The sequence below is a fragment of the Novosphingobium sp. genome, from assembly GCF_031417815.1.
Classification (GTDB): domain Bacteria; phylum Pseudomonadota; class Alphaproteobacteria; order Sphingomonadales; family Sphingomonadaceae; genus Novosphingobium.
On sequence record NZ_JANOWI010000037.1, the window covers coordinates 1 to 24,883 of the forward strand.

Annotated in this window: 25 protein-coding genes and 2 riboswitches; of the genes, 9 read left to right on the plus strand and 16 right to left on the minus strand. The window is 64.4% G+C overall.

Features of this window, described 5'->3' with window-relative positions:
• Positions 1–32 precede the first annotated feature (32 nt).
• The 8 genes from gcvH to RMN99_RS09015 form a co-directional block, all read right to left on the minus strand.
• Positions 33–404, minus strand: coding sequence for a glycine cleavage system protein GcvH (gene gcvH / locus RMN99_RS08980; RefSeq protein ID WP_309622972.1), 372 nt, complete (start codon positions 402–404; stop codon positions 33–35).
• An 11-nt stretch (positions 405–415) separates the two neighbouring features.
• The gene (gcvT, locus tag RMN99_RS08985; RefSeq protein ID WP_309622973.1) at positions 416–1,549 is read right to left on the minus strand and encodes a glycine cleavage system aminomethyltransferase GcvT; all 1,134 of its coding nucleotides are present in this window, start codon (positions 1,547–1,549) and stop codon (positions 416–418) included.
• 29 nt (positions 1,550–1,578) lie between these two features.
• Positions 1,579–1,683, minus strand: a riboswitch (glycine riboswitch).
• Positions 1,684–1,777, minus strand: a riboswitch (glycine riboswitch).
• A gap of 247 nt (positions 1,778–2,024) precedes the next feature.
• Entirely contained in the window at positions 2,025–2,699 is a 675-nt protein-coding gene (locus RMN99_RS08990) for an NAD(P)H-binding protein (RefSeq protein WP_309622974.1), read from the minus strand.
• The gene (locus RMN99_RS08995; RefSeq protein WP_309622975.1) at positions 2,692–3,849 is read right to left on the minus strand and encodes a deoxyguanosinetriphosphate triphosphohydrolase; all 1,158 of its coding nucleotides are present in this window, start codon (positions 3,847–3,849) and stop codon (positions 2,692–2,694) included. The genes RMN99_RS08990 and RMN99_RS08995 overlap by 8 nt, the downstream gene beginning before the upstream one ends.
• Positions 3,846–4,541, minus strand: a complete 696-nt coding sequence (locus RMN99_RS09000; protein WP_309622976.1) for an amino acid racemase — start codon at positions 4,539–4,541, stop codon at positions 3,846–3,848. The genes RMN99_RS08995 and RMN99_RS09000 overlap by 4 nt, the downstream gene beginning before the upstream one ends.
• A gap of 76 nt (positions 4,542–4,617) precedes the next feature.
• Positions 4,618–5,604: an SO2930 family diheme c-type cytochrome gene (locus RMN99_RS09005; protein ID WP_309622977.1), complete on the minus strand. Its 987-nt coding sequence runs from the start codon at positions 5,602–5,604 to the stop codon at positions 4,618–4,620.
• Complete coding sequence (locus tag RMN99_RS09010) at positions 5,601–6,839, minus strand: parallel beta-helix domain-containing protein (RefSeq protein ID WP_309622978.1); 1,239 nt, start codon at positions 6,837–6,839, stop codon at positions 5,601–5,603. The genes RMN99_RS09005 and RMN99_RS09010 overlap by 4 nt, the downstream gene beginning before the upstream one ends.
• 245 nt (positions 6,840–7,084) lie before the next feature.
• On the minus strand, positions 7,085–7,366 hold the full coding sequence (locus RMN99_RS09015; protein ID WP_309622979.1) for a hypothetical protein: 282 nt from the start codon (positions 7,364–7,366) through the stop codon (positions 7,085–7,087).
• Positions 7,367–7,514: 148 nt separating this feature from the next.
• Here RMN99_RS09015 and RMN99_RS09020 point away from each other — a divergent pair, with 148 nt between their 5' ends.
• On the plus strand, positions 7,515–8,021 hold the full coding sequence (locus tag RMN99_RS09020) for a hypothetical protein (RefSeq protein WP_309622980.1): 507 nt from the start codon (positions 7,515–7,517) through the stop codon (positions 8,019–8,021).
• Here the strand turns inward: RMN99_RS09020 and RMN99_RS09025 are convergent.
• The 5 genes from RMN99_RS09025 to RMN99_RS09045 are packed head-to-tail and all read right to left on the minus strand — an operon-like array spanning position 8,002 to position 11,494.
• On the minus strand, positions 8,002–9,456 hold the full coding sequence (locus tag RMN99_RS09025; RefSeq protein ID WP_309622981.1) for an NAD(P)(+) transhydrogenase (Re/Si-specific) subunit beta: 1,455 nt from the start codon (positions 9,454–9,456) through the stop codon (positions 8,002–8,004). The genes RMN99_RS09020 and RMN99_RS09025 overlap by 20 nt on opposite strands.
• Positions 9,456–9,764 (minus strand): NAD(P) transhydrogenase subunit alpha, encoded by a 309-nt coding sequence (locus tag RMN99_RS09030; RefSeq protein WP_309622982.1) that lies wholly within the window; start codon positions 9,762–9,764, stop codon positions 9,456–9,458. Before RMN99_RS09030 ends, RMN99_RS09025 begins: the two co-directional genes overlap by 1 nt.
• Before the next feature lies 1 nt (position 9,765).
• On the minus strand, positions 9,766–10,242 hold the full coding sequence (locus tag RMN99_RS09035) for an endonuclease domain-containing protein (protein ID WP_309622983.1): 477 nt from the start codon (positions 10,240–10,242) through the stop codon (positions 9,766–9,768).
• The gene (locus RMN99_RS09040) at positions 10,239–11,354 is read right to left on the minus strand and encodes an NAD(P) transhydrogenase subunit alpha (protein WP_309622984.1); all 1,116 of its coding nucleotides are present in this window, start codon (positions 11,352–11,354) and stop codon (positions 10,239–10,241) included. The genes RMN99_RS09035 and RMN99_RS09040 overlap by 4 nt, the downstream gene beginning before the upstream one ends.
• A gap of 14 nt (positions 11,355–11,368) precedes the next feature.
• On the minus strand, positions 11,369–11,494 hold the full coding sequence (locus RMN99_RS09045) for an aa3-type cytochrome c oxidase subunit IV (RefSeq protein ID WP_309622985.1): 126 nt from the start codon (positions 11,492–11,494) through the stop codon (positions 11,369–11,371).
• A gap of 172 nt (positions 11,495–11,666) precedes the next feature.
• Between RMN99_RS09045 and RMN99_RS09050 the strand changes: the two genes are divergently transcribed.
• The 3 genes from RMN99_RS09050 to RMN99_RS09060 all read left to right on the plus strand — a co-directional run bounded on the left by RMN99_RS09050 (position 11,667) and on the right by RMN99_RS09060 (position 17,324).
• Positions 11,667–13,085 carry a sigma-54 dependent transcriptional regulator gene (locus RMN99_RS09050; RefSeq protein ID WP_309622986.1) on the plus strand — a complete coding sequence of 473 codons (1,419 nt, stop codon included), beginning with the start codon at positions 11,667–11,669 and terminating at the stop codon, positions 13,083–13,085.
• A 109-nt stretch (positions 13,086–13,194) separates the two neighbouring features.
• On the plus strand, positions 13,195–16,002 hold the full coding sequence (locus RMN99_RS09055) for a DUF2339 domain-containing protein (RefSeq protein ID WP_309622987.1): 2,808 nt from the start codon (positions 13,195–13,197) through the stop codon (positions 16,000–16,002).
• The gene (locus RMN99_RS09060; RefSeq protein WP_309622988.1) at positions 15,999–17,324 is read left to right on the plus strand and encodes a DUF3999 family protein; all 1,326 of its coding nucleotides are present in this window, start codon (positions 15,999–16,001) and stop codon (positions 17,322–17,324) included. Before RMN99_RS09055 ends, RMN99_RS09060 begins: the two co-directional genes overlap by 4 nt.
• On the opposite strand, the gene folP is transcribed toward RMN99_RS09060, so the two are convergent.
• The 3 genes from folP to RMN99_RS09075 all read right to left on the minus strand — a co-directional run bounded on the left by folP (position 17,308) and on the right by RMN99_RS09075 (position 20,587).
• On the minus strand, positions 17,308–18,405 hold the full coding sequence (gene folP, locus RMN99_RS09065) for a dihydropteroate synthase (protein ID WP_309622989.1): 1,098 nt from the start codon (positions 18,403–18,405) through the stop codon (positions 17,308–17,310). The genes RMN99_RS09060 and folP overlap by 17 nt on opposite strands.
• Positions 18,406–18,593: 188 nt before the next feature.
• On the minus strand, positions 18,594–19,727 hold the full coding sequence (locus RMN99_RS09070) for a site-specific DNA-methyltransferase (RefSeq protein ID WP_309622990.1): 1,134 nt from the start codon (positions 19,725–19,727) through the stop codon (positions 18,594–18,596).
• A gap of 233 nt (positions 19,728–19,960) precedes the next feature.
• Positions 19,961–20,587 carry a ribonuclease HII gene (locus RMN99_RS09075; protein ID WP_309622991.1) on the minus strand — a complete coding sequence of 209 codons (627 nt, stop codon included), beginning with the start codon at positions 20,585–20,587 and terminating at the stop codon, positions 19,961–19,963.
• A 151-nt stretch (positions 20,588–20,738) separates the two neighbouring features.
• Here RMN99_RS09075 and RMN99_RS09080 point away from each other — a divergent pair, with 151 nt between their 5' ends.
• The 5 genes from RMN99_RS09080 (at position 20,739) to RMN99_RS09100 (ending at position 24,868) form a co-directional block, all read left to right on the plus strand.
• The gene (locus RMN99_RS09080) at positions 20,739–21,719 is read left to right on the plus strand and encodes a PQQ-dependent sugar dehydrogenase (RefSeq protein ID WP_309622992.1); all 981 of its coding nucleotides are present in this window, start codon (positions 20,739–20,741) and stop codon (positions 21,717–21,719) included.
• 54 nt (positions 21,720–21,773) lie between these two features.
• On the plus strand, positions 21,774–22,289 hold the full coding sequence (locus RMN99_RS09085) for an N-acetyltransferase (RefSeq protein ID WP_309622993.1): 516 nt from the start codon (positions 21,774–21,776) through the stop codon (positions 22,287–22,289).
• Between the two features lie 166 nt (positions 22,290–22,455).
• Positions 22,456–22,995 carry a DUF1285 domain-containing protein gene (locus RMN99_RS09090; protein ID WP_309622994.1) on the plus strand — a complete coding sequence of 180 codons (540 nt, stop codon included), beginning with the start codon at positions 22,456–22,458 and terminating at the stop codon, positions 22,993–22,995.
• Positions 22,992–23,570: a CoA pyrophosphatase gene (locus RMN99_RS09095; protein ID WP_309622995.1), complete on the plus strand. Its 579-nt coding sequence runs from the start codon at positions 22,992–22,994 to the stop codon at positions 23,568–23,570. Before RMN99_RS09090 ends, RMN99_RS09095 begins: the two co-directional genes overlap by 4 nt.
• Complete coding sequence (locus tag RMN99_RS09100) at positions 23,567–24,868, plus strand: CCA tRNA nucleotidyltransferase (protein WP_409035246.1); 1,302 nt, start codon at positions 23,567–23,569, stop codon at positions 24,866–24,868. The genes RMN99_RS09095 and RMN99_RS09100 overlap by 4 nt, the downstream gene beginning before the upstream one ends.
• Positions 24,869–24,883 lie beyond the last annotated feature (15 nt).

The window sequence follows — 24,883 nt, forward strand, 5'->3', positions numbered from 1 at the left end:
GCCACCTCCCCCACAGGGGGAGGATCTTTGGCTTACAGCCCCGCCACGAATGCGTCGTAGGCGGCCTTGTCCATCAGCTCGTCCAGCTCGCCCGCATCAGCCAAGGTCAACTTGAACAGCCAGCCCGCACCTTCGGGATCGGTGTTGACCAACTCGGGCTCGCCTTCCAGCGCGGCATTGGCTTCGGTGACCTCGCCGCCGACCGGCGCGTAAACGTCGCTCGCGGCCTTGACGCTGTCGACCACGCAGGCGGCATCGCCCTTGCCCTGGTTCGATCCGGCTGCGGGCAGTTCGACGAAGGTGATGTCGCCAAGCTGGCCTTGCGCGTAATCGGTGATGCCGACGGTCCCGGTGTCACCGTCAACGTCGATCCATTCGTGGTCCTGGGAATAATAACGGGGCATCGAGAGGCTCCTTAACGGTGATAGCGATGGGGAACGAAAGGCATTGCAGTGACCACGGCGGCAAGGCGTTTGCCGCGCACGTCGATTTCCAGCGCGGTGCCCGCTGCGGCCAGCGCGCTTGCCACATAGGCCATCGCGATCGGATGGCCGAGCGTGGGTGAGAAACCACCCGAAGTCAGCACGCCAACCTTCTGGTTTCCCTGATAAACCTCGGCTCCTTCGCGCGCAGCCTGACGGCCTTCGAGCGACAAGCCGACCAGCTTTTGCGGCGTTCCTTCGGCCAGCTCGCGCAGCACGCGCTTAGCGCCAAGGAACCCGCCCTCTGTCCGGCGGCGTTTGTTGACCGCGAACAAAAGCTGGCCATCAATCGGCGAGTGATCGGGCGAAAGATCATGACCGTAAAGCGGCAGCCCGGCTTCAAGCCGCAAGCTGTCGCGCGCACCAAGGCCGATCGGCTTCACCTCAGGTTGGGCACAGATCAGGTCGGCTATCTCGGCGGCATCTTCGCCCGGAATGGCCAGCTCAAACCCGTCCTCGCCGGTATAGCCAGAGCGGCTGATCCAGGCGTCGATCCCGGCGATCTTGAATTCGCCGCCCTTCATGAAGGTAAGTTCGGAAATCGGCGTCTCACCCGTGGCGATCCGTTCCAGCGCAGCAGCGGCCTTGGGGCCCTGCAGTGCCAGCAGAGCGCTATCTTCCAGGTGTGTCAGATTGACCTCATCGGGCAGATTTTCGCGCAAATGCGCCATATCGTCCCACTTGGTCGCGCCATTGACCACCAGGTAAAATCCGGAGGTCCAGCGCGTGACCATCAGATCGTCAAGCACTCCGCCCTGCTCATCGAGCAGCATCGAATAGCGCGGGGCAAACGGCTTCAGTGTCGAAAGGTCGATCGGCAACACAGCCTCAAGCGCGGCTTCGACGCCCTCGCCCGAAACAAACAGCTGCCCCATGTGCGACACATCGAACAGCCCGGCACTGGTGCGGGTCCATTCGTGTTCGGCCAGAATTCCTTCAAACTGAACCGGCATCCAGTAGCCCGCAAATTCGACCATCCGCCCGCCGCGCGCGCGGTGCCAGCCATCGAGCGGCAGGGTCAGAACTTCGAGCGGAACTTCATATTCGGCATCATCGTGATCAGTCACAGGCACAGCTCCGCTTCAAACGCGCATTCTGTGCCCCCTCTGTCACGGAAGCCTGAGAGCTTTCCCCTGCGAGATGCAGGGTTACCCCTTCGGCGGGTGCGGTCCAGGCCGCACCTCTTTCCAGAGTATCGCTATCGACCCACGCGGTCCTTTTGCCTGAGAGATTCCGGGGCGGTTGCTCCTTCGGCGCCCGGTGAAGAATCACCAGAGCTCTCCCGCGCGATCAGCGACGCTTATGGTCATGACCGGGCGGACTTATGGTGTCAATGGCGGGAGGGTTCGAATCAGAACGATCCTCTCCATTTTCACGAAGTGCAAATGGGGAGGTGGCATTTGCGCAGCAAATGACGGAGGGGTATCGACCCTCGCGCCATTACCCCTCCGTCAGCGGCTGGCGCCGCTGCCACCTCCCCATTTGTGGCATTCGCCAAAAATGGAGAGGACCTCGTTCTATCCTCAAATGCAGAGACTGAAACTACGCCCGGCTGGCCGCCCGCATTATTGCATCGTGTTCGAACACGAAGCGCCCGGCCATCTTCTCGCGGGTCAGCCCGACAATCGCCCTGGCCACCACGTCGCTGCGGATTGAGCGGTATTTCGCATACTTTCCGTGGAGGACCAGATCGATCAGCGGACTGGCGATCATCCCGGCGCGTTCGGCCGGGCGCATTTCATCGCGCGGACCGCGCAGCAGTCCGGGGCGCAGAATATCAAGCCGCGACACGCCCACCTTGCCCAGTTGCTGCTCGGTTTCGCCTTTGACGCGGAGGTAGAAATTCTTCGCATAAGGGTCCGCGCCGACCGAGGAGACCGCGATCATCTGGCGGATCCCGCATTCCTTGGCCGCCTTGGCGCAGTCCAGCACCAGATCCTGGTCGACCGCGCGAAACGCGGCTTCGTCCTGGCCGACCTTTTTCCACGTGGTGCCCAGCGCCGAGACCAGCACATCGGCGCGCGCCGCAGCAATCGCGTCGCTCCAGCCTTCGGGTGGCGCGATCAGCATTTCCATTCGCGCACCCGGCGGCAGGGGGGCCTCGCGCCGGGCGATGCCGATGATCCGGATGTCGCTGCGGCCCACCGCCAGCCGGATCAGGCTCATGCCCACCAGCCCGGTTGCGCCGACGAGGGCAATGCGGGTCGGGTCAGACATTGCGCAGCCCCTCGGGCGTACGGCCATAGATCGCCGCATGCGCCGCAATCGCGAACCGGTCCGTCATGCCAGCGATATAATCGGCCAGATGACGGCTGCGTGCGGGCTCTTCAGCGGGCAGCGTCGCCAACCATTCCGCGCCGATCAGCGTGGGATCCTGCGCATAGGCGGCATAGAGTTCGGCTGTAACCGCGCGGGCGCGTTCGGCGGTCTCGATCTGCTGGGGATGGTGGTAAAGTCGCGCATACATGAAGCGTTTGAGGCTCCGTTCGTGTTCGGCCATTTCTGCGGAAAACGCCGCCAGCGGGCTTCCTGCGGCGCGCACATCAGCCACCGAACCAAGGCCTTCGCTGCGCCGCGCGGTTTCATCGATCAGATCGTTGACCATCAGGCCGATCTGGTTGCGCACCAGTTCGCGTAAGCGCCGGTCCTGCGGCGCATTGGGGAACCTGGCTTCGATCGCGCGCCACTGATCCGCCACGAAATCGAGCGTGAGCATTTCATCGAGGGTCAGGAACCCGGCGCGCAGGCCATCATCGATATCGTGATTGTCATAGGCGATGTCATCGGCCAGCGCCGCGACCTGTGCCTCAAGGCTCGGCCACCGCGCCAGATCGAGCGCATAGGCCGCATCGAGCTGCGCCAGCGCCCAGTTGATCTCTCCTGGCGGGCCGTTGTGCTTGGCCAGTCCTTCAAGCACTTCCCATGAGAGGTTGAGCCCGTCGTGTTCGGGGTAGGGGCTCTCCAGCCGCATCAGCACCCGCAGGCACTGGGCGTTGTGATCGAACCCGCCCCACTTTTCGAGCGCCGCATCCAGCGCATCCTCGCCCGCGTGGCCGAACGGCGGATGGCCGATATCGTGGGCCAGGCACAGCGCCTCGGTCAGATCCTCATCAAGCCCCAACGCGCGCGCCACCACCCGCCCGACCTGCGCCACTTCAAGGCTGTGGGTAAGGCGCACGCGGTAATGATCGCCATCGGGCGCGATGAACACCTGGGTCTTGTGGCGCAGCCGCCGGAACGCGATCGAATGGACGATCCGGTCACGGTCGCGCTGGAAGGCGCTGCGCGGCCCCCGCGCCAGCGACTGCTCGATCGCGAATTCCCGGCCCCGGCTGGCGGCGGGATCCGAGGCGAGGTGGCTCCTCACCCTTCGTCCAAAATCCAGTCGACCGCGGCCTCGGCATGGATCCGGGTGCAATCGTAGATCGGCAGCACGTTGGCATCGACATCGACCACCATTTCCAGCTCGGTGCAACCCAGCACCACCGCTTCGGCACCGTCCTGCTCCAGATTGGTGATGATCGTCTTCAATTCGCGTTCGGCCTGGCGGCTGGCCTTGCCCAGCAGCAGTTCGTCATAAATGATCCGGTCAAGCGCCTCGACGAATTGCATTTCGGGCGGCAGCAGTTCGATATCGCGCGCGATCAGCTTCTGGCGATAGAAGCTTTCCAGCATCACGTTGCGAGTACCGATCAGCGCCGCTTTCTTGACGCCGTCGCGCTCCATCCGCTGGGCGACGCAATCGGCGATGTGGATCACCGGCACTTTGACCGCAGCGGCGACCGGATCATAAACCTTGTGCATTGCATTGGCGCCGATCAGGATTGCCGTGGCACCGGCCTTTTCAAGCCGTTTGGCGCTGGCCGACAGCACGCTCGCGGCGCGCTTCCATTCCTCCGCGCTCGAAAGCCGCGACAGGTTTGCATAGTCGAGGCTTTCGATCAGCAACGGCGCGCTGTGATCCATCCCGGCGCGCGCCTGGACCAGCCGGTTGACGTGTTCGTAGTAAGTACGGGTCGACAGCCAGCTCATGCCGCCGATCAGGCCGATTTTGCGCAAAGTCTAAACTCCCTGGGATCAAACCCCCGTTTGCCCGCCACTTACGGGAGCATGACAGCAAGGTCTAGACCAAGCCTTAACGCATCCCCCTAATCCAGCCCCGGACCACAGCCTCGCCCGCCGGGTCGCGGGTCTCGCGGCCCAGTTCAGGCATGGCTACTCCGCCTTCGAGGCTGGCCATGCGGAACATCAGGATCGAGTGGGCGGGATCACCGGGCACCACGGCGAATTCGAACACCCCCGCCCCGCGCCCCGCCGCCACCGGACGCTTCATCACGCCAAGGCGGTAGGGATCGCTTTCCAGCCAGCCAAGGTAGAGCCCCGAATTGGAGGCCGCGCCATCGGGATTATGGCAATGCGCGCAGTTGGCATCGAGATAGCCGCGTGCGGCAGCGGCCACGGGAACCCTGGCGCGATCCTCCCACAGCGGGATGCGCCGCGCCACTTGCGGTACCCGGTCAAGCTTGCCCGCCCTGGCCATGCCAGCCAGCCACTCCGGCGATAAGTTGTAAGCCTTGGGCCCGATCGGGGTGACCTGACCCGCCCGCCCGTGGCATTCCTTGCACTGGTTCTTGTTGGGCACCGCATAGGAAATCGCCTGACCCGCCGGAGTGGTCAGATCGATCCGCTTGCCAGCCAGCGCCAACTTCGCCTCGGTCTGCTCGGCATTCCAGACATAGGGCAGCGCCACCCAGCCATCGGCGCGGTGGAGCAGCACCCTAGTTTCAACCAGCTTTCCACCGAAGGCAAAGCTCTTGATCAGCGCCGCGCCAACCGGGAGGTCAAGCAGGCCATCGCCTTGCGCTTTGGCCTTGGTCCCGGGCGGCAGGTAGAGGAACCGGCTCTTCTCAGCACCATCCGACCACAGCGGCGTATTGAGCCGGTAGGGGGTGACGCCGGGGACAGGCTTGGTGCCTGCGGCGTCGGCAAAGAAGCCAAACTCGGCCAGGCTCTGCGGAAAGGCGGTGCCGGATAACGTCGCGTCGTTGACTGGCAGGATTGGCGCAGGCTTCGCCGCCACCGCCGCGCCCATCAACACCACCGCGGCGGCGAGCAGCCTCATGGCCGGGCGCGGGCGTCCAGCGCGGCGGGGGCACCGGGCTTGGGAGGATGGTTCATCGTCATGCCCGGCGCCATCGGCATAATCTTTGGCCTGAAGCGGACAAGCGTCAGCGGCGCGGGCTTGGCAGCCCCGAGCCCCGCGCCCTGGCTTGGCAGCCCGAGGGTCAACGCTTTCGTATTGTCATCGGACATCGCGGTGGGTGCATCGCCGAGCCCGTCCCAAAGGACCGGGGGCAGCGACCCGCCGAATGCCTTGGCGAGCTGGTCGCCGCCGGGCAATTGCGGGTCGTCACCGCCGCCGACAACCGTGTTCCAGCCAATTCGGATTTCACGTGGTAGCGGATTGTAGGTCTTGTCTGTGAAAGCATTGGGATAGGCGACCACCAGAATCTGCGCGGTGGAATTGTTCACCAGCGTGTTGTTGGTCACGTCGATCATCTCATTGGCCATCACCATGATCCCGGTTCCGCGCGGGACGCCGGCGACGATATTGCCCTTGGGGGCAAAATTCGGCGTATCGTTACCAACCACTATATTGCCATCAATTACCGTATTCCCGCCGCCCATCACCGGCAGCCCCGGCAGATCGAACACCAGAATTCCCCCGGTGTTGCGCGTCACGAAATTGCCCGTCACCAAGGCATCGCGGCTGTTCTCGATCTCAATCCCGGCGACGTTGTTTTCGACGAAGTTGTACCGAACCGTGATCGCCTTGGACTGGCCGACATAGATCCCGGCGTCGCTCGCGCCCGAAACCTTGCAGCCATCGATCAGCACCCCGGTGGAGGACACCGGATAGATCCCGTAAGCGCCATTGCTCTCCTTCGGCCCGCCGGTCCAGGTGACGCGGACGCGGTAGTAGACCACGTTGTCGGCGCCCTTGCTCTTGATTCCATCGCCGTGCGTGTTTTCCACCGCGAAATCGCGCATGGTGACTTCGTCCGAGGTGACCAGCAGCCCCTCGCCCGCGCCCTTCTGCCCGCTGAAATCGAGCACGGTGGCGTCCATCCCCTGCCCGCGCACGGTGACGCCCTTGACGTCAAGCGACAGCCCGTCAGTCAACACGAAACGGCCAGCGCCCAATTCGACCACATCACCCGGCTCAGCCAGGATCAGCGCCTCCTGCAAGCGGGTTTGCGCGCCCTCCCCTGCGCCCACTGCAATGGTCTTGGCGTGAAGCGGAGCAGCCAGGGCAAGCGCCGAGGCCGCAGCGATGATGGTTATGGGCATCTTCATGCGTGCGATGATGGACGGAGATCGGATCAAGTCAACCGGGAGCGAGAAGTTAAATGGGTTCACGCAGAGGTCGCAGAGAAGCGACGGAGACGCAGAGACGGAGCATTCGCGGCGAAGCCGCTTCAACATTGGAACTTCCTTCAAAACGGAACCGACGCAGACTGAGCGCGGCTTCGCCGAAAGCGATTTATCTCTGCGCCTCATTGTCTACTCTGCGGCCTCTGCGTGAACCCCTTCTTGCTAATTCACCCGGCCAGCCCGGTGGCACACAGCGCGGCCGAACTCATCGTCACCTGCAGCGCTTCGGCATCGCCAATCTTGCGCACCGCATCGACAAATTCGCCCAGCGAACGGTTCGCGCCCTTGAGCTGCTTGAGCTTGACCAGTTGGCGCAGCGAGAGCTTGTCGGTCATCCGCCCGGCCATGCAATTGGCCGTGCTGTCCGAAAGGCCGGCTTCCGTCAGCGCGCTTTTGACTTGTCCGAAGGCCAGCTTGCTCGGTGCGCAGGCGGCCAGAACGATGGCCAAGCCGGCGGCGGTATGCACTCGTGCGCGGTACGTCATTGTTGCCCCTCTTCACGCCCAGCGTCATGTGCGCAGACGATAGCGATCACGCGCTTACACAGGGCTGAACTGATGCTTGTCAATCGGCGCTTTTGGGGCATACCTTTGCGCCATGATCGAGCCACCCAAGCCGGAATACAACATCGTTGAGCGCGAAGGCCGGCTGGTGGTCGAAAAGACGGGCGAAGCGCCGCACAAGCCCGCGTTGCGCGGCTGGAGCTTGCCAAAGCAGCCGTCGCTGCGGCTTGACTGGATCGCGCTTGGGCAAAAGCTGCTGGGCCGCCGCCACACTTTCGAAACCACCGAAGACGGACGCGCGCTGCTGACTGCCGGCCAGTTGGCCAGCACGGTCAAGCTAACCGCGCGGGGCGATGACCTGCATTACCTGACCCCGCGGCAGCAGGCGATGATCGGCGTTCTTGGTGTGAAAGACGACACCGGCGCGACCATCGCTATCGGGGTGGCCGCACTGCTCTTGCTGGGCATCTTCGGCATTTTCTGGCTGGTCGTGGTCCTGTTCATCGCGGTGGCAACGCTCAGCGGCTATTTCAAAAGCGAATACGACGCGATCCAGCACCAGCAATACGTGCCGCAAGATCCTAGTGCGCCAGCGCCTTGATGATATCCTCGACCATCTTCTTGGCATCGGCCAGCAGCATCATGGTTTGGTCCATATAGAACACATCGTTATCGACCCCGGCATAGCCCACCCCGCCCATGCTGCGCTTGATGAACATGATGGTCTTGGCCTTTTCGACATCGAACACCGGCATGCCATAGATCGGCGATGACTTGTCGGTCTTGGCGGCCGGGTTGACCACATCGTTGGCGCCAATGATGAAGGCCACGTCGGTCTGCGCGAATTCGCCGTTGATGTCTTCCAGCTCGAACACTTCGTCATAGGGCACGTTGGCTTCGGCCAGCAGCACGTTCATGTGGCCCGGCATGCGGCCCGCAACCGGGTGGATCGCGTATTTGACCCGCACGCCCCTGGCTTTCAACTGATCGCCCATTTCGCGCAACACGTGCTGGGCCTGCGCCACCGCCATGCCGTAGCCGGGGATGATGATCACCTGCTCGGCCTCACCCAGCAGGAACGCGGCATCCTCGGCGCTGCCGCGCTTCCATGGACGATCGGTCTTGGCACCATCGCCGCTTGATGCCACCGCGCCAAATCCGCCCGCGATCACCGAAATGAAGCTGCGGTTCATCGCCTTGCACATGATGTAGGACAGGATCGCGCCCGACGAGCCAACCAACGCCCCGGTGATGATCATCGCAGTGTTGTGCAGCGTAAATCCCATCGCCGCCGCCGCCCAGCCCGAATACGAATTGAGCATCGAGACCACCACCGGCATATCCGCCCCGCCGATCGGGATGATCAGCAGGAAGCCGATCAGGAAAGCCAGCGCAGTGATCGCGGCGACCACCCACAGGCTCTGATCAATAGTGAAGTAAGCGGTCAGACCAATGATCGCGGCGAGCGAGCCGAGGTTGATCACGTGCCGCCCCGGCAGCATAATCGGCGCGCCGCTCATCTTGCCGGCCAGCTTGAGGAACGCGATCACCGAGCCGCTGAACGTGATCGCACCGATGGCGATGCCTAGGCCCGCCTCAACGCGGCTGACCGGATTGATCAGGCCGTCGGCGTCCAGAATGCCGAACGCCTCCGGATTAAGGTAAGCCGCCCAGCCGACCAGCACCGCGGCAAGGCCGACGAGGCTGTGGAACGCTGCAACCAGTTGCGGCATATCGGTCATCGCGATCCGGCGCGCAGTGACGATCCCGATCGCGCCGCCAATCCCGATCGCGGCGAGGATCTGGAGCAGGATCACCACGTCTTCCGGGGTCGGTTGCGGCAGGAAGCTGCCAGCGGGTACCGGTGCGCGCAGCAGCAGGGTTGTCCCCACCGCCAGCGCCATGCCGAACATGCCGAACCGGTTGCCGCGCTGCGAGGTGGCGGGCGAGGACAGACCGCGCAGCGCGAAAATGAAGCACACCCCTGCGATCAGGTAGGCGAGCATGACCCAGGCGGGAGGAGCGACGTGTTCCATCAGGCCTGCCCCTCGCCCTTGGAAGCCGGGCGATCCTTCTTTTTGTACATCGCCAGCATCCGTGCGGTGACGGCAAACCCGCCGAAGATGTTGACGCTGGCCAGCACCACCGCCAGCAGCCCCAACCACTTCGAGCTCGCACTACCCGCCGCCGCGCTGGCTATCAGCGCGCCGACGATGATCACCGATGAGATCGCATTGGTCACCGCCATCAACGGCGTATGCAGCGCCGGAGTGACCGACCAGACCACGTAATAGCCCACGAAGCAGGCCATCACGAAGATCGAGAGGATTGAGATGAAGTCCATTTTAGTTGTGTTCCTCCCCGGTACGGGGAGGGGGACCGTCCGCAGGACGGTGGAGGGGACTCGCCACCCGCGCGGCGATTGCTTCAGCGGTCCCATCCGCATCGGCTAGCACGCGCTGTGCCGCTACCCTTAGAACCCTGTACCCGTTGTCTTTCAAAAATATTGTCCGAAATTCATCGCGTTGCGGCTGGTCGCCGATATCGTGAACTATCCCATCGACTTCAACGATGTAGCGTTTCTCTGCACAGTAAAAATCGACGATGTAGTCCCCGATCGCATGCTGGCGGCGGAACTTCAAACCAAGCGGGCGCTGCCTGAACCGCTGCCACAACAGAATTTCCGGATAGGTCATGGACCTGCGCAGTTGGCGCGCGCGCTTGACCGCTGGTCTTGCGACAAATCGCGAGTCCCCTCCACCACGCTTCGCGCGGTCCCCCTCCCCGTTTCGGGGAGGAACAGGAGTGCCGACACCCCTCACCCAAGCAGCCTCTCGTTCACAACCTTCCCGCCCTGGGTCAACCGCACCGCGTTGCCGATTTCCTCATCGAGCACGGGCCGGCCGGCGTCCTTGTCCCAGAACGCGCTCAGGAAATTGTAGAGATTGCGCGAAAACAACGCCGAGGCATCGGCGGCCAGATGCGCCGGGGTGTTCGAGTAGCCGATGATCTTGACCCCGTGTTTGACCACGGTCTGATCAGGCTTGCTGCCCTCAACATTACCGCCCTGCGCCACTGCGAGATCGAACACCACACTGCCGGGCTTCATCGTCGCGATCTGCGCATCCGTCACAAGGCGCGGCGCGGCGCGGCCCGGGATCAGCGCGGTGGTGATGACGATATCCTGCTTGGCGATGTGGGCGCTCACCAGTTCAGCCTGCGCCGCCTGGTATTCCGCACTCATTTCGGTGGCATAGCCGCCCGCGCCTTCGCCTTCGATTCCGGCCACGCTTTCCACGAAGATCGGCTTGGCACCGAGGCTGAGGATCTGTTCCTTGGTCGCAGAGCGCACGTCGGTTGCGGAAACCTGGGCACCCAGCCGCCGCGCGGTGGCGATCGCTTGAAGGCCAGCGACGCCGACGCCCATGATGAAGGCCTTGGCGGCGGAGACGGTGCCCGCCGCGGTCATCATCATCGGGAAGGCGCGGCCATAGGCATTGGCGGCTTCGATTACCGCCTTGTAGCCCGAGAGGTTCGATTGGCTGGAGAGGATGTCCATGCTTTGCGCGCGGGTGATGCGCGGCATGAATTCCATCGCCAGTGCTTCGAAGCCGGCCTTGGCATAGGCAGCAATCCTGTCGCGCTGGCCGAACGGATCGAGCCCGGCGACGATCCACGCGCCTTTATTGGCAGCCTTCAGCGCGGCAGCTTCAGGCCCCTGCACGGCCAGCACGATATCCGCGCCTTTCAGCGCATCCTTGGCCACTTCGGCGCCCGCCGCGGCATAGTCTGCATCGGCAATCGAGGCCGCATCGCCGGCTCCGGGCTGAACCGTCACCTGCGCGCCTAGCGCGATGAATTTCTTCACCGTTTCCGGGCTGGCCGCGACCCGGTTTTCGCCGGGTGCGGTCTCTTTCATCACCGCGATGCGCATCGGCGGGGCCGTGCTTACTTGGAGATCATGTAGACGGTGAAAGTAGCGATCAGCGCCGTGACGATGATCCCCCACTTCACCAGTCCGATGAAGCCGGTGTAGGTTCCTTCGTGCGTCTTCATGTCGTTGCCGCTGGCCATTTGATCTTCCTGTATCACTGAATTGGGTTGGTCCGCGCGCAGTCCTATCGCCGCATGCCGTGCGGCTCAAGGGGGTTGGCCCGGTTTAGCCTCAATCCCCAACCTTAATCGGGTCTTTACCCAATCTGCTTAAGGGAAGGTCCGCACTTCTGCAGGGAAACCACAAGCGCCAATGGCCGAGATCGAAACGCGACTGCTAATGCTGATCGATGATGAGCCGGCCCAAAGCCGGCTAATCACGGCGCTGGCTGCGCGCGAAGGCTGGCGCACGCTGGTGGTGCGCGATTCGGAAACCGCGATTGCCACGCTCGGCACCCGCCAGGGCATGGCGCTAAACGCAATCATTCTCGATCAATGGGTTCCGGGCGACGAGGCCTGCACGTTGATTGCCGAACTGCGCAGCCGCCGCCCCGCCCTGCCGATCCTGATGCTGACCACCAGTGCCTCGCCGTTGCTGGCGGTTGAGGCAATGCGCGCCGGGGCAACCGACTATCTGGTCAAGCCGGTCGCGCCGGACCGGCTGATGCAGGCGCTGCGGATGGCCACCACCCGCGAAGCGCCGCGTGACGAATTGCAGCCGCTGACCGAAAAAATGTCTGGCACCACCGATTTCGAAGCGATGATCGGCGCGTCTCCGGCCTTTCGCTCCGCGCTGGCGGTTGCCGCAAAGGCAGCGCGCGGTCACAGCCCGGTGCTGATCGAGGGTGAAAGCGGCAGCGGCAAGGAAACGCTGGTCCGCGCGATCCAGGCCGCCAGCCCGCGCGCCAAGGCCCCGTTCCGTCTGCTCAATATTGGCGCGATCCCCGCCAATTCGGTTGAATCTGCACTGTTCGGGCATGAAAAAGGTGCCTTCCCCGGCGCCTTTGAACGCCATATCGGCGCGCTCCAGCATGCCGATGGCGGCACCCTTGCGCTAGATGAGGTCGATCGGCTGCCGCTGCCCGTGCAGGAGCGTCTGCTCGAAAGCATCCGCAAGGGCGATGTCCGCCCGATCGGTGCGCGCCATTCGTTCCGGATCGATGTGCGGATCATTGCGGCCAGCAATCTGCCGTTGAAGGAAATGGCCGAAAGCGGGCACTTTGCCGCAGACTTGCATCAGACGCTCGCTGGCGCGACGGTTTTCCTGCCGCCTTTGCGTGAGCGCAGCGGCGATATCCCTGCACTGGCGCGCCATTTTCTGGCCCGGATCGGCGATCAGCCGGGGCTGCGCCCGCTGGGCATTACCGACAGCGCGCTGGCGTTGCTGGGTGCTTACAACTGGCCCGGCAATGTCCGTCAGCTTCAGGCGGTGCTGTTCCGCGCCGCAGTGTTCTGCGATGGCGACGCGTTGACCGCCGAGGATTTTCCGCAACTGTCCGATATGCTGGGCGGTTCGGGTCATACCCAGACCCCGCACCAGGAAGGCGTGGGCGTGATGCTCTATTCGCCCGACGGCAACCTGCGTCCGCTCGAAGAGATCGAGGCCGACGTGATCCGCCTTGCCATCGGCCACTACCGCGGGCGCATGACCGAAGTGGCGCGCCGGCTCGGCATCGGCCGCTCAACGCTTTATCGCAAACTCACCGAACTGGGAATCGGCGAAGCGGGCTAGGCGCGCTAACCCTGCTGATCGGCCGCCAACCGGGATAAGTCCCTCTACCCCTTTCCATTTCGGTCCAATCTGCCAAGCTGGCACCAGCGCCATTGGCGGTGGAGGGGTGATGTTCTGGTGGATTTTGACGGCGGGTGCCCTGATCGGTTGGGCCAGCGCCGGATTTGAAATGTACGGCTTCGTTCTCGGCGTCATTTTCAGCGTGCCGATGGGGCTGTGGTTCTTGCGGGTGCACCGCCTCGAGATCGAGCGTGCGGTCGCAGACCAACTGGCGCGGTTCGATTTTTCCGCACCGCTGCCCGAAGCCCCCGCCAGCGCGATGCCCGAAGCTGCTCCAGACGTGGCAGCCGCAACCACAATACCCTTGCCGCGCGCCGATACGCCGCCGCCCCATGCCATTGCCGAAGCACCCAGCACCATCCCGCAAGCACAGTCCGACGGCCCTGACTGGCACGGCCCAGCGGCGATGCTGATCGGCCGCGCGCGTGACTGGCTGCTGGGCGGCAACACGATCCTGCGGGTCGGGCTAGTGGTGCTGTTCCTTGGGCTGGTGTTCCTCGCCCGGCTGGTGGCGCAGGCCGGGCTGTTTCCGATCGAGCTGCGGCTGGCAACGGTCGCCGCCGCCGGGGCTGCGCTGCTGGGGGTGGGCTACTGGAAACGGCTCGCCCGGCCCGAATTCGGCCTGCACCTGCAAGGCGCGGGCGTTGCCGTGCTCTATCTCACCGTCTTCGCGGCGGCGCGGATCTATGATGTCATGCCGCCGGGGCTGGCCTTTGCGTTCATGGTCGTCATCGCCGGATTTGGCGCGGCGCTGGCCGTGCTGCAAAATTCGCAGACGCTTGCGCTGGCGAGTTTCGCGGGCGGCTTTGCCGTGCCAGTCCTGCTGGGCGGCAGCGCTGAAACGCCGCTGGGCCTGTTCGGCTATATTACTGTGCTGGGCGCAGCAATCATGGGGATCGCGTGGAAGAAGAGCTGGCGGCCGCTCAACCTGCTGGGTTTCTTCGGCACGTTCGCGCTGGCCGGATTATGGGGTTTTGACGCCTATCAGGACCGGCATTTCTGGATCTGCGAGGTTTTCCTGGCGCTCAACATCGGGATCTACCTCGGCACTGCGCTGCTCTATGCGCACAACACCCCGGGCAAGCTGGGCAATTTCGCGGATTCAACGCTGCTGTTCGGCACCGCCATCGCGGGCTTCGGATTGCAGGCCGGGCTGGTGCATGACAAGCCCTATGCCTCGGCCTGGTCGGCGCTGGTATTTGGCGCAGCCTACCTTGGCGTCGCCAGCTGGGCGTTCCAGCGGCGCAAGCAGGGCATGGCGCTGCTCAGCGAAAGCCTGCTGGCGATCGGCGTCGGTTTTGTCACAATGGCGATCCCGCTGGCGCTGGAACTCAAATGGGTCAGCGTCGCCTGGGCGCTTGAAGGTGCAGCGGCGCTGTGGGTCGGTGCACGCCAGGAACGCTGGATGCCGCGCACATTCGGGCTTGGCTTGCAGGCGTTCGGTGCGGGTATCGCGCTTAATGGGACGGAACTCAATATCGCGGCGATCCCGTTCGCCAATCCCGGCTTCCTCGAACCGCTGCTGATTGCCGCCGCGCTGGTGTTTTCAGCATGGATATTGCGCGAACCTTTGCTGCACAGCGGGTCCGCACCGGCGCGTAGCTGGCAGCGCGTTGAAGCGTTCCTCGGTAAACCATGGTTTTTGGCCGGCTTTGGGATGGCGTGCGTGGCGGTAATGGAAGAGATGAGCCGAAATGTTCCGGCCTTTGGCTTCGACTACGGCACCGGTGCCTATGCCAGCAGAACCCAGCTATTCGGCTTCGAGCTCGGTGTTCTGGGCCTGATGGCATTGGCTGACTGGTTTGGTCGCAAGCGCGATTGGGCGGTGGCAAGCTGGCCCGGCAGGGTCAGCCTGCTGTTGATCGGATGGGCCTTTTTGGCAACGCTGTTCATGGGCCGTTACGTGCTCAATATGCCAGACTTTTCCTGCTGGATCGCAGCATTCGGCCTGCACTACTGGATGCTCTGGCGCGCCGACCGCGCCCCCGATACCGCCGCACCGCGCTGGAACGGGTTTATCCATGCCTGCACGGTGCTGGTGCTGACCGCGATGCTGGCCGATGCGCTGTTCTACCTGATAGATCAGGCGGACCTGTGGGACAGTTCGTGGGCGGGCGTGGTCTTTATGGTCGCGGGCACCGCAGTGCTGCTGGGGATCGTTCGCTGGGCTGGGCCTGCGGTGAAGGCCGAGCGGTCCTTGACGATGGGCTGGCCGCACAATGTCCATAGCCGCGCCTACTGGTGGCGCGCGGCCGCGCCGCTGGCGATTACGCTGTGGCTGGGCGCACTGTTCGGTACGATGCTGGCCGAAGGGATCACCGCTCCACTGCCCTACATTCCGCTGCTCAACCCGGTCGATCTGGCGATTGCGCTGGCGCTGGTTGCGCTCGGCCTGTGGCGGCAAATGCTGCAGCAGGCCGATCCCATGCCGCGCGGCGCTGCGCTGTTCACCGGACGCATTGCGCAGGCTGCGGCGGCGCTGCTGGCGTTCGTGTGGATCAACACGATCTGGACCCGCACCGCGCACCATTATCTGGGCGTGGAATGGTATCCCGATACCCTGCTGCAAAGCCAGATTGTGACCACCGGCTTCTCGATCCTGTGGACATTGCTCGCCATGGGCCTGATGCTGTTCGCCCAGCGCCGCGCCGATCGGCTGCCGTGGCTGGCCGGTGCGGGTCTGCTGGCGCTGGTGGTCGCGAAGCTGCTGTTCGTCGATATGGACCGGGCCGATGGGATCGGCCGGATCGTGGCCTTTATCGGAGTGGGCGTGTTGATGTTGCTGATCGGCTATTTCGTGCCCCTGCCCCCGCGCAAAGGGCAGGACGCTGCGCTGCACGAAGGCGCGCGGCCATGATGCGCAAGCTGGCAATTGCCGCGTTCGCACTATTGGCGGCCTGTTCCAAGCCCGCCCTCGATCCCGCCACGCCCGAAGGCTATGCGATGGTCCTGCCCGTTACCCCAAGCGGCGAAAATGGGGTCCACCGGGTCGATCTGCCGCCACGCGCGGTGGCCGCGCTGCAGCGCGACGATGCCGGCGATGTCCGCATTTTTGATGGCGAAGGCCGGCCGCTTTCGCTGGCTCTCGCCGACACCGCAAGCCGCCTCGAAGGCCAGCGCACCGTGGCACTGAAAGCAGTGCCGATCGCTATGCCCAGGCCCGCTGCCAAGGGCTCGGTTTCGGTGCGCGTCGATCAGGATCAGCAATCGGTCACGGTCGATGCGGTGGACCCGCAGGCCGCTGCGCAAACCACGCCCGAAGCAGCGCTCTTGTTCGACACCCGCAAGCTCGACGATCCGGTGCTCGCGCTCGAACTCGATGCCAAGCTGCCCAAAGGCATGCTGATCGAAGTTTCGGTGGCGGCCAGCGGCGATCTCAAATCGTGGGAACCGCTGGCCAGCAAGGTTCTGCTGGGCACTGAAGAGGGAACCGCACCCGATCTGCGGCTGGCGATGCCGGGCCTGCCGCTGACCGATCGTTACGTGCGGCTCAGCTGGCAATTGACCAATGGCGTCAAGATCAGCGGCGCCAAGGCTATCACCGCGCGGATCCCCCCGCCTCGGCCGATGATGTTCGCAACGCGCGGCGCGAACCTGGACGATGATCACACGCTGCGGTTCGACGTTCTGCTGGGGGTTACCCTGATCGGCGTGCGCATCACCGGACAAAGCGGCGAAGGGGTGGTGCCGCTGACGCTGGCAGGCCGCAATTCGGCCGAGGAGCCGTGGCAGCAATTGGCACAAGGCGCGCTGCGCAACGGCAGCAGTGCGCAGCTCGATTTTCCCACCATCCACCTTGCCGAATACCGGGTGATTGCCGATCCGCGCAGTCCGGGCTTTGCCGCCATGCCGCGGGTGGAATTGCTGACCGCGCCGATCGTTCTGCTGGCCGCCTTCAACGCCAAGCCGCCCTATACCCTGGCACTGGGCAACGCGGGAGCGCCTTCGGCCTTTTTCGAACGCGCCGAGCTGCTTGGCCGCCCGCGCAGCGATGCGACCCTGCCCGGAGCGCAAGTGACGGCGGGTCCGGCGCAAATCCTCAAGATCGAACCGGCCGGCGCTGGCCTGTTCTCGCCGCGCAAGCTGGCGCTGTGGGCGGCGCTGCTGGCGGCAACCGCACTGCTCGCTTTCCTCGCGCTGCGCCTGCTGCGGCAGTCTCGCGTTAAGCCAACTGACTGAAATCGGTCAGCGCTGCATCCTTCAGGCCCCGCCACACGCGCACCGCCTGAACAGTTTCCGCCACATCGTGGACCCGCAAAAGCTGCACGCCTGCTTCCATGCCCTTGACCGCCAGCATCACGCTGCCGCCAAGGCGTTGGTGCGCCGCTGCCTCGTTCGATAGCGCGCCGATCATCCGCTTGCGGCTGGCCCCCAGCATCAACGGCTGGCCCAGCGCGTGGAACAGCGGCAGCGCGTTGAGCAGCGCCAGATTATCCGCGACCGACTTGCCGAAACCAATGCCCGGATCAAGCACGATCCGGTCTTGCGCGATGCCAGCATCCAGCGCCGCGTCGCACCGCGCCGCCAGCCAGTCGAACACGTCGAGCACGACGTCGCCATAGCTGGCGCCTGCGTGCAGGTCTTCGCCCTCGCCCGGTGCATGCATCAGCACCACCGGCACCCCCGATCGCGCGGCGAATTCGAGGCTGCGCGGATCGTGGCGCAGGCCGGAGACATCGTTGATGACATGCGCACCAGCCCCGAGCGCTGCTTCCATTACGGCGGTGCGACGGGTGTCGATGCTGATTGCTGCACCGGCCGCCGCCAGCCGCTCGATCGCCGGGACCACGCGCTTGATCTCGTCACCTTCCCACACCGCTGCGGCGCCGGGCCGGGTGCTTTCGCCGCCGACGTCGATCATCGCTGCTCCGGCCTCGAGCATGGTGGAAGCGTGGGCGTTCGCTACCTCGGGGTCGTCCATGAACTGTCCGCCGTCGGAAAAGCTGTCGGGGGTCAGGTTGAGGATCCCCACGACCTGCGGTTGATCGAGCCGGACCGTGCGCGCGCCGCATTGCAACGGTGCATGCACCCGCTGAAGATTTTCGAACTGCGCCTGCACCGCTGGCGGCAGCCCAGGAAGCGCTGCGCGCAGTTCGGGAAGCGCATAGCGGGTGCGGGCAGAAACCTTGCCGCCCTGCCGTTCGATCAACGCGAACCGGCTGGCATAGACCAGCCCGCCAGCCAGCCGCAGCGCCGCGCCCTCCTCGCTTTGCGGCGATTCACATAGGGCGATTGGGCGGAGGTAGTGGGTCATTGTCATCGAAGCACCTTACCAACCAAAGTCGTCACCCTGAACTTGTTTCAGGGTCCATGGTGCCCCATGCCCATCCCATAGCTTCTGTCAGTAAACCGGGAAGCAAGCTTGCGCATTTTTGAGCTCGAGTCGTGCCGGGAAATGGACCCTGAAACGAGTTCTGGGTGACGATACGTGCGGGTTTTGTTGTCCGTTCAATCTTCCGTCGCCAGCAAATACAGCTGCCGGATCGCATCGATTGGCTTCACTTCGCCCTGGTGCTCGATGTGCCAGAAGGTCCAGCCGTTGCAGCTGGGCGCAGCTTGCAACCTGGCGCCAAGGCTGTGGATCGAACCGGTTTCACTGCCCGAAATCAGCGAGCCATCGGCGCGGACCAGCGCCTTCATCTTGCGCTTCTTGTCGGTCAGCATGGCCCCTGCCTCGATCCAGCCGGTTTCGATCAGCGTGCCAAAGGCCACCTTGGGCGGGGCCTTGTGGCTCTGCATGGTGGTCAGCGCGCTTTCATCAAGCGGCAGCGCCAGTTCGATCCGTTCCAGCGCGGCTTCGCGGTAGACGCTCTCACGCTCGCAGCCGATCCACTCGCGGCCCAGCCGCTTGGCCACCGCGCCGGTGGTGCCGGTGCCGAAAAACGGATCGAGCACCACATCACCCTTGTTGGTGGTGGCCAGCATCACCCGGTAAAGCAGCGCCTCGGGCTTTTGCGTCGGGTGGACCTTGGTGCCGCCCTTCTTGAGCCGTTCCTGGCCCGAACAGATCGGCAGAACCCAGTCCGAGCGCATCTGAAGTTCGTCGTTCAAGGTCTTCATAAGGCGGTAGTTGAAGGTGTATCTGGCCTTCTCGCCCATGCTTGCCCAGATCAGTGTTTCGTGCGCATTGGTGAACCGCGTGCCCTTGAAATTGGGCATCGGGTTGGCCTTGCGCCAGACCACGTCGTTGAGGATCCAGAAGCCCATGTCCTGCATCATCGCGCCAAGGCGGAAGATGTTATGATAGGAACCGATCACCCAGAGCGCGCCATTGGGCTTCAAAACCCGGCGCGCCTCGGTCAGCCAGAGGCGGCTGAATTTGTCATAGGCGGCAAAACTGTCGAACTGGTCCCAGTGATCGGTCACCGCATCGACATGGCTGCCATCGGGGCGCGAGAGGTCTCCGCCGAGCTGCAGGTTGTAGGGCGGATCGGCAAAAACCATGTCGACCGAGGCACTTGGCAGGCTCCGCATCGCTGCGATGCAATCACCATCAAGGATCCGCCCCAACGGCAGATCAGGCCGAACGACCTCCTTTGCGGCGCGCAAACGCGCCTTTTCGCCTACCAGCATCTGGCCCATGTTCGTTCGTCAAACCCCTCAAAGTTATCCACAGGGTGAGTCCTCGCGGAGTCCACGTCAAGCGGAATGTCGCTGGAATCATAGAGATTCGTGGTAACTGAAGGGTTAACGAACGGCGGAACGAAACGGGGCCGACACACGATGTGGAGTCCCGGGAATCACCGTGGACTCAACATCTGGTGGTGTGGCCCGGCGGACTCGCGGATAAAAAATCCTCCCGGCACCGGGAGGATTTAGAGTAGTGCCACCGGGGCGAAGCTCCGGCGGTGGAGCGGCGTCGGTCCATGCACCTGCAGCGCTGCCATGTGCTCAGCCGTGCCATAGCCCATGTTGCGCTCCCAACCGTAGTGCGGATAATCTAGCGCAGCGGCGCGCATCAGCCGGTCGCGATATTCCTTGGCGAGGATCGATGCGGCCGAAATGCACGGTTCCAGCGCGTCCCCGCCAACGATCGCGCGGGCATTCCAGCGCCATTCGGCGACGCGTCCGTGCGGGGTCTTGTTGCCATCGATCAGAACCTGGCCGGGCTCTGCCCCCAGTTCGGTCACCAGTGCCGCAACCGCCCGGGTCATCGCCAGCATGGTCGCGGCGAAAATGTTGATCCGGTCGATCTCGGCGGCATCGACCACCCCCAGCGCCCAGCGGCACGATGCCTGGATCTGCGGTTCCAGCACGGCGCGGCGCTTGGCCGAGAGTTTCTTGGAATCGTCGAGCCCTGCCAGCACCGCCGTTCCCAGCACGCAGGCCGCCGCCACCACCGGCCCCGCCAGCGGCCCGCGCCCCGCTTCATCGACGCCGATCACCACCTGACCTTGCAGGCACTTGGCATCAGAAGAAAATGTGCCAATAACGACCTTCATGCGCACCAAACTCCTTGCCGTCTTTTCGCCTTTCGTCTTTCTCGCTGCAAGCTGCAGCGGCGCTGCATCTGGGGATAGCCCCCGTGTGCAAACAAAGATCGACGGGGCCTTCACGATCGCCGAACTTGGCACTTACTTAGAGCCGTGGGCGATGGCATTCGCACCAGGCACGTCGATGCTGTTGATCACGGAAAGGGCCGGTACGATCGCAATGCAGGACGTGAAGACCGGGAAATCGGGCACCGTCACCGGCGCGCCCAAAGTCGATTACGGCGGTCAGGGCGGGCTGGGCGACATTGCGTTTCTGCCGTCTGAGCAGTCTGCCAGCATCGGCCGCCGCACGATATTCCTGACTTGGGTCGAGGCCGGGCCCGATGACACGCGCGGGGTCGCTGTGGGGCGCGGGGCGCTGACCTGCGATGCGGCGGATGCCTGCCAGATTTCAGGCCTCGAAGTGATCTGGCGGCAGACCCCCAAGGTCACCGGCCGCGGGCACTTTTCGCACCGGCTCGCCTTCTCGCCCGATGGCAAATACCTGTTCATCGCCTCGGGCGAGCGGCAGAAGTTCACCCCGGCGCAGGATCCCGGCAGCGATCTTGGTAAGATCATCCGTCTGCCGATCGATGCCGCGGGCAAACCGGCAGGTCCGGCCGAACGCTATTCGCTGGGCCACCGCAACATTCTGGGTCTGGCCTTCGCGCCCGATGGGCGGCTGTGGGATCTGGAGCACGGCCCGGCTGGCGGCGACGAGCTCAACCTGGTCCGGCAGGGCGCAAACTATGGTTGGCCGCTGGTTTCGGAAGGCCGCCATTATGACGGCGTATTCATACCGCATCACGACACCCGGCCCGATCTTGCGGCCCCGGCGATTTACTGGAACCCGGTGATCGCGCCGGGCGGGATGATGTTCTACACCGGCAAGATGTGGCCCGAATGGCAGGGCCAGGTGCTGATCGGCGCGATGAGCCCGACCGCGGTGGTCCGGGTAAAGATCGCTGGCGATACGGCCGCAGAGCAGGCGCGCTATCCGATGGCGCGCCGCATCCGGGCCATAACCCAGGATGCCGATGGCGCGCTGCTGGTGCTTGAAGACGGCGCAGACGGCCGCCTGCTGCGGCTTTCGCGCAAATAGGTTGGGCACAAATAAGTTCGACAAGCCGCGCGCATCGCCCTAGCGACGCGCGCCATGTCGGACGCCACCCTGATCCCGCTCGATTCCATTGATCCCGCCATGGTCGAGGACCTGCTTGACCGTGCGTTTGAGCCGGAACGCCGCCAGCGCACCGCCTACAAGCTGCGCGAAGGGGTGGACTGGCTGCCCGTGCTATCGTTCGCCGCGCTTGATCCAGAGCAGCATCTGGTCGGTACGATCCAGTGCTGGCCGGTGGCGCTGACCGATCCGGACGGGCGCAAACATCCGCTGATCCTGGTCGGCCCGGTAGCCGTTCTGCCCGAGGCGCAGGGCGGTGGCTATGGCAAGGCGCTGATGACCGCCACAATCGCCGCGCAATCGCCCAAAGCGCCGCTGCCGCAGGTGATGATCGGCGACGCCGAGTATTACGGCCGGTTCTGGGGCTTTAGCGCCGAGCCCACCGGCGGGTGGCAGCTGCCCGGGCCATGGGAGCCCAGCCGTCTGCTGGTGCGCTGCGACAATCCAGCGGTTTTGCCAAAGGAAGGCACCTTGGGCCCTTGGCGGGGCTAGGTTCTCCCCCTTGGGGGAGGGGGACCATCCGCAGGATGGTGGAGGGGTACGGGCCGGTAACCACAACCTCGCTGCAACGACTGGCAAACCCGCCCGTGCCCCTTCACCAGCTTCGCTGGTTCCCCTCCCCTTGCAGGGGAGGAATGATGCTGGCATCGCAGCACCGATGCCTTATGATCCCCTTCCCGATCTTGCAACGCTGAGCCTTGCCGAAATTGCCGCGCTGAACGCCGCGCGCAAATTGCCGCCGGTGGAGCAATGGAACCCGGCCGCCAGTGGCGACAGCCTGATGGTGATCAAGGCCGATGGTCGCTGGTTTCACGATGGCGGCGAAATCAAACGTCCGGCGATGATCCGCGCCTTTGCCGGGCTGCTGCGGCGCGAGGGGGATGGATCGAACTGGCTGGTCACCCCGGCCGAAAAACAATCGATCGTGGTCGAGGATGCCGCCTTCATCGCCGTCGATGTGGTGCGCACTGGCGACTCATTGGCCTTGCGGCTTAATACCGACGAGGTCGTACTGGCCGGGCCTGAACATCCGCTCGTCGCGCGCGGCGATCCGGATATGCCAGCGCTCTACCTTGCGGTTCGGCACGGCACCGAAGCACGGATCAACCGCAGCACCTGGTTGCAACTGGTTGATCTGGCCGATGCCGATCTGGCGGTTACCAGTCAGGGCATGCGGTTTTCGCTGGTGCCGGCATGAGCCTCAAGACGCGGCTGGCCCGTCTCCACGCCGAAGGCCACGCTGATGCGATCGATCACCGCGATGAGGCAGCCTTTGCTGCAGCGGACTTGCGCCCGGCCGCCGTACTGGCGGCCATGACCGAGCGCGAGCGGCCCGGCTTCCTGCTCATCCACCGGCCATCCAACATGCGCTCGCACCCGGGCCAGGTCGCTTTCCCCGGCGGCAAGATCGATCCGGGTGAAACCCCGGAAGAAGCCGCCTTGCGTGAGGCCTATGAGGAACTGGGAATCCATCCGCGCGATGTCCATGTGATCGGCGTCAGCGACACTTACCGCACTGGATCGGGCTATGCGATCACCCCGGTGATTGCCGTTGTGCCGCCGGATCTTGAACTCAATCCCAGCCCGACCGAGGTGGCGCAGTGGTTCGAAGCCCCGGTCGACTTCGTTTTCGATTCTGCCAACCACACCCGTCATTCTGCCGTTTGGCAAGGCCGGACAAGAAGCTATATCGAGATCATGTGGCAGGAACACCGGATCTGGGGCGTTACCGCGGGGATCATCGCCAACCTGGCGAAGCGGATCGCGTGGTGACCAGACTTGCGCCCGATACGCCGTGGCTGCAGCGCGAGGATCTGGCGCGCCTGATCGCCGCGCTGGGGCAGAAGAATGCGCGCTACGTTGGCGGTGCGGTGCGCGATACGCTGCTGGCGCAGGCGGTGAAGGACATCGACATTGCCACCCCGCATGAACCGCGCGAAGTGATGCGGCGGCTCAAAGCGCAAGGCATCCAGGTCGTGCCGACCGGGATCGATCACGGCACCGTCACCGCGATCTTGCCCGGCGGGGCGGTGGAAATCACCACGCTGCGCCATGACGTTACCACCGATGGCCGCCGCGCCACGGTGGCCTTCGCGCAAGACTGGCAGGACGATGCTGCGCGGCGCGATTTCACCATCAACGCGCTCTATGCCGATCCGGTAACAGGCGAGGTGTTTGACTGGTTTGGCGGGCTGGATGACCTGAAGGCGCGCAAAGTGCGCTTCATCGGCGATGCCCGCAGCCGCATCCGCGAGGATCACCTGCGGATCCTGCGCTACTTCCGCTTCCAGGCGAAGTTCGGATCGCAGCCGGCTGATCCGGAGTCAGAAACTGCCTGTGCGGAATTGGCCGCGACGCTCAAAGGCCTGTCGCGCGAGCGGGTGGGGATGGAGATGATGACCCTGCTGGGCCTGCCCGATCCCGCCCCTACTGCAGCGCGGATGGCCGAACTTGGCGTGCTGCAGGTGGTGCTGCCCGAGGCTGATGTCGGCGCACTGGCCGCGCTGGTGGCTGAAGAAGTCAGGCAAGGCGCTGCGCCAGATGCGCTGCGCCGCCTGGCAGCGCTGCTGCCGCCTGATGCGGACCTCGCCGGGCAAGTCGCAGCACGGTTCCGTTTATCCGGCGCACACAAAAAGCGGTTGGTCCTCGCGGCAGGGCGTGAATTCCTCCCCGGCACGGGGAGGGGGCCCAGCGACGCTGGTGGAGGGGCACGGGCCGTTATTCCTGGTGCCGAAGGCTCACGCGACCACGAGGGTGCCCCTCCACCCGCGCTGCGCGGCGGTCCCCCTCCCCGTGCCGGGGAGGAACAAGCCGCCCGCATCCTCGCCTATCGCCTCGGCCGAAACACCGCGCTTGATCGGCTGCTGCTGACCGGCCAGTCCATCGCCCCGCTCGAAGGTTGGGACATCCCGGTCTTCCCGCTCAAGGGCGGCGAAATCGTCGCGCGCGGGGTCAAGGCCGGGCCGGACGTGGCGCGCACGCTGCGGGCGGTCGAGGCGCGCTGGCTGGCTGAAGGCTTCCCTGCGGCGGACCGGGTGCACGAAGTGCTCGGCGAAGTGCTGCGCGGTTGATGCGGCGCGCATCGC

Coding starts and splice junctions, on each gene's coding strand:
- gcvH (WP_309622972.1), bottom strand. CDS start 404: ATGCCCCGTTATTATTCCCAGGACCACGAATGGATCGACGTTGACGGT.
- RMN99_RS08990 (WP_309622974.1), bottom strand. CDS start 2,699: ATGTCTGACCCGACCCGCATTGCCCTCGTCGGCGCAACCGGGCTGGTG.
- RMN99_RS09005 (WP_309622977.1), bottom strand. CDS start 5,604: ATGAGGCTGCTCGCCGCCGCGGTGGTGTTGATGGGCGCGGCGGTGGCG.
- RMN99_RS09010 (WP_309622978.1), bottom strand. CDS start 6,839: ATGAAGATGCCCATAACCATCATCGCTGCGGCCTCGGCGCTTGCCCTG.
- RMN99_RS09020 (WP_309622980.1), top strand. CDS start 7,515: ATGATCGAGCCACCCAAGCCGGAATACAACATCGTTGAGCGCGAAGGC.
- RMN99_RS09025 (WP_309622981.1), bottom strand. CDS start 9,456: ATGGAACACGTCGCTCCTCCCGCCTGGGTCATGCTCGCCTACCTGATC.
- RMN99_RS09030 (WP_309622982.1), bottom strand. CDS start 9,764: ATGGACTTCATCTCAATCCTCTCGATCTTCGTGATGGCCTGCTTCGTG.
- RMN99_RS09040 (WP_309622984.1), bottom strand. CDS start 11,354: ATGCGCATCGCGGTGATGAAAGAGACCGCACCCGGCGAAAACCGGGTC.
- RMN99_RS09045 (WP_309622985.1), bottom strand. CDS start 11,494: ATGGCCAGCGGCAACGACATGAAGACGCACGAAGGAACCTACACCGGC.
- RMN99_RS09050 (WP_309622986.1), top strand. CDS start 11,667: ATGGCCGAGATCGAAACGCGACTGCTAATGCTGATCGATGATGAGCCG.
- RMN99_RS09055 (WP_309622987.1), top strand. CDS start 13,195: ATGTTCTGGTGGATTTTGACGGCGGGTGCCCTGATCGGTTGGGCCAGC.
- RMN99_RS09060 (WP_309622988.1), top strand. CDS start 15,999: ATGATGCGCAAGCTGGCAATTGCCGCGTTCGCACTATTGGCGGCCTGT.
- folP (WP_309622989.1), bottom strand. CDS start 18,405: ATGACAATGACCCACTACCTCCGCCCAATCGCCCTATGTGAATCGCCG.
- RMN99_RS09070 (WP_309622990.1), bottom strand. CDS start 19,727: ATGGGCCAGATGCTGGTAGGCGAAAAGGCGCGTTTGCGCGCCGCAAAG.
- RMN99_RS09075 (WP_309622991.1), bottom strand. CDS start 20,587: ATGAAGGTCGTTATTGGCACATTTTCTTCTGATGCCAAGTGCCTGCAA.
- RMN99_RS09080 (WP_309622992.1), top strand. CDS start 20,739: ATGGCATTCGCACCAGGCACGTCGATGCTGTTGATCACGGAAAGGGCC.
- RMN99_RS09085 (WP_309622993.1), top strand. CDS start 21,774: ATGTCGGACGCCACCCTGATCCCGCTCGATTCCATTGATCCCGCCATG.
- RMN99_RS09090 (WP_309622994.1), top strand. CDS start 22,456: ATGCCTTATGATCCCCTTCCCGATCTTGCAACGCTGAGCCTTGCCGAA.
- RMN99_RS09095 (WP_309622995.1), top strand. CDS start 22,992: ATGAGCCTCAAGACGCGGCTGGCCCGTCTCCACGCCGAAGGCCACGCT.